Origin of the sequence: Anabaena sp. UHCC 0451, from assembly GCF_034931405.1 — a bacterium.
Classification (GTDB): domain Bacteria; phylum Cyanobacteriota; class Cyanobacteriia; order Cyanobacteriales; family Nostocaceae; genus RDYJ01.
Map to the genome: position 1 here is coordinate 105,844 of NZ_JAYGHA010000011.1, position 8,223 is coordinate 114,066.

Sequence of the window (8,223 nt, forward strand, 5' to 3'; positions counted from 1 at the left end):
ATTCGATTTTGTGATACAAATCTTTATCAAAAACTTTACAAATTGAAATGTTAACTTTTTCCACCTGTAAAAGTTACACCTTGAATAAAATAGCGGTTAAAAAAGGCGTAAATTCCCAAAGCGGGGAGAGTGAATATCATTGAAGCTGCCATGATGTAATTCCAATAGCTGATGTATTGGCCTTTAAAAGTATTTAAACCTAAAGGAAGGGTAAACATCTCCGGGTCAAATAATATCACCAGCGGAAGTATAAAATTATTCCAACTGCCCATAAAAACAAAAACCGCCTGTGCTGCTAGGGCTGGTTTGGCCAGGGGTAAAACAATATTTTGGAAAATCTCCCAGGTATTTAAACCATCTAATTGGGCTGCTTCTTCTAATTCTTGAGGAAAATTAACAAAAAACTGCCGCATCATAAAAATAAAAGTAGCATTAACCATACTAGGCACAATCATGCCTTGATAAGAATTGAGCCAACCCAACGCTTTTAAAATCAAAAATGTGGGAATTAGGGTAATTTGTGCGGGTACTGCCAGTACAGCTAAAATCAGAAAAAAACAAAAGCGTTTACCCACAAATCGCAGTCTAGCCAAGGCATAACCTGCCATTGAATTTAAAAGTAAATTCAAAAATGTAACGCTGACAGCTATGACTACACTGTTAAATAACCAACGAAAAAATAGGGGTTCTTGGAGAAAAATTTGCTTATAGTTATCGAGAGTAAAATTCTGAGGAATGAAATTTGGCGCACCATTAATAATTTCTGAAAGAGGTTTAAATGATGCAGAAAGCGCCCATAAAAACGGAATTAGGGTGATAATTGCATAAACTGTTAACAATAGATATAACAAGACTTTTAGCCAGGGCAATCGAGAAATTAGATTCACATTCTTTCACCTCCAAAAATGCGCCGTTGAATCAAAGTGATCGTAATGATAACTGCTGCCAGTAAAAATGCAATAGCCGCTGCATATCCTAATTGTAAATTTCTAAATACAGCTTGATAAATTAGCAATACCACGGTTAAAGTAGCGTTATTTGGTCCGCCAGTTCCACCAGAGAAAATGTAAGATTGGTCAAATAATTGAAAAGTGCCAATTATCCCCACTGTTACTATAAAAAAAGTCACAGGTTGCAATAAAGGAATAGTAATACTAATAAACTGATCCCAACCATTTGCTCCATCTAAATCTGCTGCTTCATAAAGTGTTTGGGGGATATCTTGTAAAGCTGCTAAATAAATCACCATATAAAAAGGTGCGGTTGACCAAATATTCATGATCATAATACCTTTTAATGCCACTTTGGGATCTCCTAACCAGTTATATTTAGGTAGTCCAAAAAAGGAGATAAAATCATTTAGTAATCCATCGGTATTATAAATCCACATAAAGATGAGTGTTAACACAGCCGACGATGTGACTGTTGGCAGAAAATAAAGAATCCGCCACCAGTTTTTTCCACGAATACCAGAGTTTAAAGTAACTGCGAGAATTAAAGCTAAAATAGTTTGACTGGGGACAACAATAGCCACATATTCTGCTGTATTTTTTAACGCAATTCCTAATTGTTCGTCTTCTACCAAACGGGTGAAATTTTGCCAACCAATGAATTCATATTCAATACCGCCTAAAAGTTGAACTTTGTGGAGAGAAAGAAAGACAGCGTAGAGGATGGGGAGAATAACAAAAGTACCTAAAATTAAGATTGTGGGCATCATGAACAGATACCCGGCTAGGTTTTCGGCAATTTTCCAGCGTTGGTTTCGGCGTTGTCTGTTGATGGGAAACACAACTAGACCTCGATAATTTTCTATATTCTAGAATGTTAAGGCTTTTTGATAGTTATAAACATCAGATTTATGCGTGACATTGTAGTAATGAAATTTATTGTAAATCTTCTATCCAACACAAATAACTAAACAGCTTATCTTTAGACAGTGCATTATAAAATCTTTCATCAGCCGTTACCATTTGACAATTTTTATTCACAGCTAAAGCTAGATATACACATTCAGAAACAGCCTGTTTAGGAATTAAACCCCCAGGATGAATTAAAAAAAATTATTGCAAACATCCAACTCGCACTGCTGTTGTTGCGGCTTCAGTACGGTTTTCTACCCCTAATTTATTGAGGATTTGTGTCACATGATGTCTAATAGTAGAAGGACTGATTTTCAACTTTTGAGCGATCGCTTCATTAGTTAATCCTACACTCAATAATGCTAACACTTCTTCCTGTCGTTTAGTCAATTTATAGACAGGTTGAGATAAAGATTGAGGTTGTTGAAATAATGCCACAAGAGCCTCTGATGCTACTTTACACAAACCAGCAGCAGCAGATCGTAGAGCATCCGCTAATTCATCAATTGACGCACCTTTGAGCAAATAACCAATCGCTCCAGCTTCCATAACTTCCTGTAATAAGTCTGTTTCTACAAAACTTGTTAACACTAAAACCTGAATTTTTGGGTATTTATTCTTAATAAATCTTGTTGTTTGAACTCCATTCATTTCCGGCATCATCAAATCCATCAATACCACATCTGGCTGTAACTCTGCACACAGATGTATTGCTTCTTTACCATTACGTGCTTCAGCTACTAATTCAATATCATCAAAGGCTAGTAAAGAAAATTTAATCCCACCTCTGAGGATTTCGTGATCATCAACAGTTATGACTCGAATAGGTTTGATTAATTGATCTTTTTCCATTTTGATGCCCTGAGTATTAAATTAAAAATATTTTTAAAATAATATCTTCTTTACTGTTAGTATTTCTAATATTTTTATTATTTTGTTATTATTTTGTTATTATTTTGTAATATTTAGCCAAGTTTAGGGGTTAAAATCACCGTTGCAAAACCTAATTCTAAATTCTGCATTCTAAATTCTAAATTCTTTTAATTACCCACTATTGATTAACCAAGTTAATATAATCTTTGTACCCTTTCCTAAGTAACTTTCTAAATGGAAAGTAGCACCAATAGACTCAGCCCGTTCTCTCATAATTGCTATGCCTAAATGACCCGATGGTATATCTTTCATATCAAATCCACAACCATTATCACTAATACATAATTTTATATACTCTGAATTGCTTTGAAGAACAACAGACACTTGCGTAGCTTGAGCGTGTTTAATAATATTATTTAGTGCTTCTTGCGTAACACGATAAAATACCAGTTTTACTTCTTCCGGTAAAGGCTGATCTCCCGTTACTGTGGTGATAATTTGGATTTTTGCCCGTCCTTTAACTGCTTTAGTTAACTGTTTTAGTAATTCACCTAATAATTTTTCTCTCAATCCGCTAGGACGCAATTCTACCAATAAACTCCGCATTTCTGCTAATGCCCCCTGTGTCAATTGGGCAAGTTCTTCTAATTTCTCCTGGGCTACTTCTGGATGACGTTGCCATACTCTGGGTACAGTTTCGGCAATTGTGGCCACAGAAAACAATGTCTGCGATACTGAATCATGTAAATCTCTCGCTAAACGATTTCGCTCCTCTTCTACTGCTATTTTACGCAGGCGATCGCTTTCTAATAATTGTTGGCGTAATTTGACTGCTTGAAACAACTCTTTAATTAGACGTAGACTCATAATCAAGACAAAGTACATAAACCCAAATTGAGCTAAATACACAGATTTGAACACCCCTAAATCTATGAGGCGATCATGTACACACATTCCTAGTAATATATATACACTAACAGTCAGATCAATTGCCGCCCGCCTTTCACTACGAAGATATTGACGATAACAGGCATAAAACATAAAAATAGCAAGAATAATTAAACTCAGAGATTGGAATCTAATGAAGGGATTAATTGTTGTTCCTTCTGGATAAGTAATTAACTCACCCCAAGGTAAAGAAAAATTTGATAGCTGACTGATATGGGAATAGGGAATACCAGCAGGAGAAATTAAGTTGATTAAAAAATAAAACAGGTAAAGGCTATTCAGTACGAAAATTAGACGCACTGGCTTAAAATTAGTATATATAGCTACAAACCATGTCAGACAAACCGCCAAGATAAATCCCGTACCAGATACCCATTTTCTGCCATAGATATAGTTTTCCATATTTGTAGCTTGATACATAGCTATCATACCCAGGATATAGCTACAGACTAACAAACTGCATAAACCAAAGCAGATATGAAGTGCTGGTTTTAATCGCTGCCAGCCAATCAGTAGGTGTAATATACCCACATAGAGACAAATCCCAGCACATATACTGAGAATAATGGGGATAATATTCATTGATGGATGAGATGAGAAGTTGAAATTGACCTTTAAATAAGTAATATCACTGAATGAGACCTTTGATCAAACTTCATTTATCTTCTAATTCATAATTAATACTTATAAATCTTCAATTGTTACTAATCCACCTTCTGTAAATTCAACACATAGTTCATAGCCATTAAGTAAACCAGTTCCCAATAAAGGTCGTTTTCCAGTAGCTAAAATATTAACTTCTCTTTCTTGACCATTCCAGATGATAACAGCTTCATGTATTGGTATATCTACCCAACTATTATTAGCTAAATTTGCAGGTAGTTCATATAGAAAAGGTAACTGCATTAAAGTGACTGCGGCTGATGGTAAACAAAGATCACCTGTAAAACCTGTATCAATTACAAATTCAATAGTAAAATCTGGTTGATTTGGCAGATAGAATATAACGTTAACTGTGGGATATCCGTTTTTGATCATACCAGAAATCATCTAATATCACGCTCCATATCACCACAAAAAGAAACAGCAACTTTATAGCCGATGCGAATACCAAAAAGTCGAGCAAATCTGTTTTTATTTCTGAGATAATGGGCTGATTCTCTCCCTGTTTTATCAACTGCATATTCACCAGTTTCTATATCAATAATTACCATTTTACCGATATTTTCTTCTGTTTCTACTTGTTCACGAATACCATTTTCGTAGAGTTCCTTGGCACATTTGCCAACTTCTTCACTGCTTAAAAGAATAGCTTGCACGTTTTTAGTCCTTTTTTCAATACTTATTTAGGGTTTCCATGTTTTAATAATACCAGAAATCACCTAATATCACCAAATCCTCACGCCTTGGAGGTCACTGGCTTTAGACATGGGGAATAAGGCTTAGGGGGAATTTATTCGTTTATTTTAATTCATAATTTTTACTTATATAGGATCATGATCCTAGTCAAAGACTAGATCAATGGCCGATGCGATCGCTATGACGATCAAACTACAATGACCTACACACATCATTAAATCCAGAAATTAATCAACTTATAAGGTTTAGCTGACTTTTCCACAGAGGCATTACCGCGCCAATCTGGGGCTTTTTACCATAAGTATTAATACTTATCGAATAAAAACAAAACATATATTAATCAATGTCAACAACATCAGCAGATTCCACCCCTTCTTTACAAATTACCGCTTCCCAGGATTTCGCCTTGTGGCTGGAACAGCAAAACCTCAGCCTTGCTGCTACCACCTACCAAACCAACCGCCTTTTTTTCGTCAGTGGTCAAGCTAACGGAAGGCTGAAACTACACGAAAGACTATTCGACAAACCAATGGGATTATGTGTAGCAGCAAATCGTCTCTACATGACCACCCGTTACCAAATCTGGGATTTCCATAATCTCCTGGATAGTGGGGAAAAATCACAAGAAACAGATCGTCTCTATGTCCCCCACACCGCTTACACCACCGGCGATGTCAACGCCCATGAAATAGCATTGGACAATGCCGGAAAACTAATTTTTGTCAATACTGATTTTAGTTGTTTAGCCACAATTAGCCCCGATTATAGCTTTGTACCCATCTGGCAACCGCCCTTTATTTCCAAACTTGTCGCTGAAGATCGTTGTCATCTGAATGGGTTAACAATGGTAGAAGGCAAACCCGCTTATGTCACCGCCTGTAGTACCACAGATACCGCCGCCGGCTGGCGAAATCATCGCCACGATGGGGGAGTCGTTATTGATGTTAACCACAACGAAATTATCGCCACAGGCTTATCCATGCCCCATTCTCCCCGTTGGTATCAGGGGAAATTGTGGTTACTCAATTCCGGCACAGGGGAATTTGGCTACATCCAAGATCATCAATTCCATCCCATCACCTTTTGTCCTGGATTTGTGCGCGGGTTAGCCTTTTGGCAAAACTTCGCCTTTGTGGGACTATCTCAATTACGTTCCCAGAGTTTCACCGGCTTAACCCTAGAAAAACGCCTCATGTCCGAGGGAAATCATCCCCAATCTGGGTTAATGGTCATTGATTTACAAACAGGTGAAACCCTGCACTGGTTATATTTTCAGAGCGTAATTGAAGAACTATTTGATGTGGTAGTTCTGCCCGGAGTGCGACAACCCCAACTCATTGGCTTACAGGAAGAAGAAATACAGCGTTTAGTCACATTTCCCAACAGTGGCGGCATTGTCACCACCAAACCCACCGCCAAGCGTCCCAGTAAAGGCGCAACTCCACCTGTGGCGGGATTACCGACCTCTCCCCCAGCCCCTCTCCTGCAAGGAGAAGGGAGTAATAAGAGTAATGGGGATATCTCACCCTCAACCCTACAAGGAGGGGATACCTCTCCCCCAACCCCTCTCCTACAAGGAGAGGGGAGTGATATTATTACTCCCCCATTCCCTAGTAGGGAAGGGGGGCAGGGGGGGTTAGGTCAAACCGTCCGTTACCAACGGGTATATCACCTCAATACTAGCAATGCCCTCACCTACAATCATCTCACCTATCCCAGTTTAGAAAAACGTTGGCAAACCCAACCACCCCAAGGGGAATTAACGGGGCTTTCGGCTTCTGTTGATGGGGCAATTGTGGGTTTTGCCATAGCCGAACGTTTAAACTCAGAAGAAGCCGAAATGATCTCCCTATTTGTGTTACCCGAATACCGTCAACAAGGGATTGGCACAAGATTAGTCGCCTATTTAGAAAGAGAATTGGCACAACAGGGATGTGAAGAAATCGTCCTCAGCTATTCAACCAATACAATTACCAATACAGCTTTAGACCCGCTACTGCAAAAGCTACATTGGCAACCCCATCAAACCAACATGGTGCTAGGCAAAACCGCTACAGAAAAAATTGCCCAAGCCCCTTGGTTAAACAAGTTTCCCCTACCTCCAGCCTTTGAGGTGTTTCCTTGGCTAGATGCAGGTTTAGCCCTGCCCCCTGCTGTGGAATCAGACCGCTTAGAACCCCTAAATAGCTTGGGATTACGCTATCGGGGGGAGGTAATTGGTTGGGTGTTCACCCATCGGGTTGCACCTGACACAATTCGTTACACCACTCTCTCAATTGCTGAACCTTTTGAGAAGCGGGGACGAGGGATTTCTCTGTTAGCTGAAGCGATACGTCGTCAAGTTAACAGTGGTGTTCCCTATCTGACGGGTTCGGTTTCCCACCATTATCCCCGTTTGTTGCAGTTTGTTGAACGACACCTGACTCCCTATTTAACTGGGTTAGGGGAAGTACGACAGACGAGTAAATCTTTGATCCCCCTAAATCCCCCTTCACAAGGGGGACTTTGACTCCTATTCCCCTCTTATTAAGGGGCTAGGGGGGATATTTCCCACATCTATTTCATTTTGAATTCATTTTGGAGAAAACTAATTATGCCACCAGTAGAAACAACAGATCCACAATTCTCATCACCTGTAACCAACCCCTTCGGGCTGACGAATGTGGGGAATATCGCTGCACCCACCTTTGCCGATATTGATAATGATGGGGACTTGGATGCTTTTGTGGGTGAAGCTAACGGCGATACCCTGTTCTACCGCAACACGGGAACGGCTGCTGCTCCCACCTTTACCCTGGAAACCACCAACCCCTTCGGACTGACGAGGGTGCTCTCTAATTCTACACCCATCTTAGCCGATATTGATGGGGATGGGGACTTGGACGCTTTTGTGGGTGACGCTTACGGCGATACCACGTTCTACCGCAACACGGGAACGGCTTCTGCTCCCACCTTTACCCTGGAAGCCACCAACCCCTTCGGGTTTATAAAGATGAATCTTTCTAATTCTAGACCCACCTTAGCTGATATTGATGGAGATGGGGACTTGGATGCTTTTGTGGGTGAATATTATGGCAATATCCTTTTCTACCGCAACACAGGAACTGCTGCTGCACCTAGCTTTACCCTGGAAGCCACCAACCCCTTTGGAATGACGGATGTGGGGTATTATGCTGCCCCC

Annotated in this window: 8 protein-coding genes; 2 read left to right on the top strand and 6 right to left on the bottom strand. The window is 39.7% G+C overall.

Translation table 11 applies throughout. The features are described 5' to 3' along the window. Positions 1–50: 50 nt before the first annotated feature. The 6 genes from VB694_RS09775 to VB694_RS09800 form a co-directional block, all read right to left on the bottom strand. Positions 51–887: a carbohydrate ABC transporter permease gene (locus tag VB694_RS09775; RefSeq protein ID WP_323360122.1), complete on the bottom strand. Its 837-nt coding sequence runs from the start codon at positions 885–887 to the stop codon at positions 51–53. Then, positions 884–1,792 (bottom strand): sugar ABC transporter permease, encoded by a 909-nt coding sequence (locus tag VB694_RS09780; RefSeq protein WP_323360123.1) that lies wholly within the window; start codon positions 1,790–1,792, stop codon positions 884–886. Before VB694_RS09780 ends, VB694_RS09775 begins: the two co-directional genes overlap by 4 nt. A 271-nt stretch (positions 1,793–2,063) precedes the next feature. Further along, positions 2,064–2,714 carry a response regulator transcription factor gene (locus VB694_RS09785; protein WP_323360124.1) on the bottom strand — a complete coding sequence of 217 codons (651 nt, stop codon included), beginning with the start codon at positions 2,712–2,714 and terminating at the stop codon, positions 2,064–2,066. A 192-nt stretch (positions 2,715–2,906) separates the two neighbouring features. After that, entirely contained in the window at positions 2,907–4,214 is a 1,308-nt protein-coding gene (locus tag VB694_RS09790) for a sensor histidine kinase (RefSeq protein ID WP_323360125.1), read from the bottom strand. 153 nt (positions 4,215–4,367) lie between these two features. Beyond that, the gene (locus VB694_RS09795) at positions 4,368–4,721 is read right to left on the bottom strand and encodes a clan AA aspartic protease (protein ID WP_323360126.1); all 354 of its coding nucleotides are present in this window, start codon (positions 4,719–4,721) and stop codon (positions 4,368–4,370) included. Positions 4,722–4,729: 8 nt separating this feature from the next. Then, complete coding sequence (locus VB694_RS09800) at positions 4,730–5,002, bottom strand: hypothetical protein (RefSeq protein WP_323360127.1); 273 nt, start codon at positions 5,000–5,002, stop codon at positions 4,730–4,732. Positions 5,003–5,385: 383 nt separating this feature from the next. On the opposite strand from VB694_RS09800, the gene VB694_RS09805 reads away from it, so the two are divergent. Together VB694_RS09805 and VB694_RS09810 are read left to right on the top strand one after the other, a co-directional pair. Further along, entirely contained in the window at positions 5,386–7,551 is a 2,166-nt protein-coding gene (locus VB694_RS09805; protein WP_323360128.1) for a TIGR03032 family protein, read from the top strand. An 84-nt stretch (positions 7,552–7,635) separates the two neighbouring features. Then, the coding region (locus tag VB694_RS09810; RefSeq protein ID WP_323360129.1) for a VCBS repeat-containing protein at positions 7,636–8,223 on the top strand (588 nt) is incomplete at its 3' end.